The organism is Mesorhizobium sp. M7A.F.Ca.US.005.03.2.1, from assembly GCF_003997795.1.
GTDB classification, from domain to species: Bacteria; Pseudomonadota; Alphaproteobacteria; order Rhizobiales; family Rhizobiaceae; genus Mesorhizobium; species Mesorhizobium ciceri.
Window position 1 is genome coordinate 1 of the sequence record NZ_RZRP01001182.1, and the last position, 1,471, is coordinate 1,471.

Sequence of the window (1,471 nt, forward strand, 5' to 3'; positions counted from 1 at the left end):
ATGTTGGCTCCGGTCGCTTCGGCGACCTGGCCACGCCAGTCGAGCATCATGGCGTCGGCATAGCCCTTGGCCTCGGCGGCGTGCTTGGACATGGTGCAGATCATGTAGAGCCCGGCGGCCTTCGACTTGGAAGGCGCGGTGCGCGGGTCGGGCCGGCGCCATTCCGCCACATCGAGACGGATGCCTTTCAGCTTCTGCGCAGGATCGAAATAGCTTGGCCATTGCCAGATGGCGATGGCGCAGTTGATGCGGTTGTTCTGCGCCGAGACGCCCATCTGCTCACTGCCGCGCCAGGCGATCGGCCGGACATAGGCGTCCTGGAAACCCTGCTTCTTGAGAAGCGTGGAAGAGGCGTCGTTGAGCTCGGCCACCGAATAGGGGATCTTGAAACCGAGCAGGCGTGCCGATTCATGCAGGCGCTCGGTGTGTTCGTTGAGCTTGAAGATCTCGCCGCCATAGGCGCGCTCTCCCTCGAAAACAGCGCTGGCGTAATGCAGCCCGTGCGTCAGCACATGGATCTTGGCGTCACCCCATTGGACGAATTCGCCGTTCATCCAGATGAAGCCATCGAGTTGATCGAAGGGAACGGATGCCATGGTAACCTCCCACGGGCGGCAGCCCGGATAGTTGTATCGTTGTGTGTTTCGTGTCGGCCGCCCAAAGCGGCTTTTATGGTGGAGCGTAGGCGGATAATTGCGCTCTGGCAAACTTAGGAAATTCCGGAAAAACCGCCTTCCCTTGCCTTTTCGTTCGCAATCCGCCCAAAAGCTTGTCAAAAATTACCATTGCAGGGAAATTACGTCAATAGTACTGACATAATCTCTCTTTCCCACGGAGAAATAATGACGGATCGAAGCCCAGCCGCCGGAAAACCGATCAGGACCGCAATGTCGGTCGAGGACGGCATCGACTTCGCCATCATCGAGCTGCTCTTCTTTGCCTATCGCGACTTCACCTCCGATCCGGACCAGATCCTGGCCGATTACGGCTTCGGCCGGGCCCACCACCGGGTGCTGCATTTCGTCAACCGCAGGCCGGGCCTGACGGTCGCCGAACTGCTCGACGTGCTGAAGATCACCAAGCAGAGCCTGGCCCGTGTGCTCAAGCAACTGATCGACACCGACCATATCGTGCAGTTGCAAGGTCCGCGCGACCGCCGCCAGCGCGAACTTTATCCGACAGCCAAGGGCCGTGCGCTGGCGCTGGCGCTGGCGCGGCCACAGTCGCGCCGCATCCATGCTGCATTGGGGGATTCCGGAGTAACCGAACGGACCTTGGTGGAACGGTTCCTCGAAGCGATGGTCAATCCGGAACTGAGGGCGCAGATCGACGTTGGGTCCGCAAAAATGTCAGGGAAAAGCCATGGAGAGCACTGAACGGGTCGATCACGCGGCCGCGCCGGACGACGACGCGCCGCATCTGCTCGTCGTCGACGCCGACACCCGCATCCGCACTCTTCTCACGCAATATC

At 60.4% G+C, this 1,471-nt stretch carries 2 protein-coding genes and 1 pseudogene; 2 read left to right on the forward strand and 1 reads right to left on the reverse strand.

Going from position 1 to position 1,471, the window contains the following annotated elements:
• Positions 1-596 (reverse strand): aminotransferase class IV (locus EN991_RS36000; protein WP_127370505.1); only part of this gene is annotated, 596 nt, incomplete at its 3' end.
• 246 nt (positions 597-842) lie between these two features.
• On the opposite strand from EN991_RS36000, the gene EN991_RS36005 reads away from it, so the two are divergent.
• Together EN991_RS36005 and EN991_RS41885 are read left to right on the forward strand one after the other, a co-directional pair.
• Entirely contained in the window at positions 843-1,376 is a 534-nt protein-coding gene (locus EN991_RS36005; protein ID WP_024505623.1) for a MarR family transcriptional regulator, read from the forward strand.
• Positions 1,363-1,471: pseudogene (locus EN991_RS41885) on the forward strand (DNA-binding response regulator); the annotation flags it as partial. The gene EN991_RS36005 and the pseudogene EN991_RS41885, both read left to right, overlap by 14 nt.

Excerpts from the sequence above, each read along its gene's own strand:
- EN991_RS36005 (WP_024505623.1), top strand. The coding sequence starts at position 843 with ATGACGGATCGAAGCCCAGCCGCCGGAAAACCGATCAGGACCGCAATG.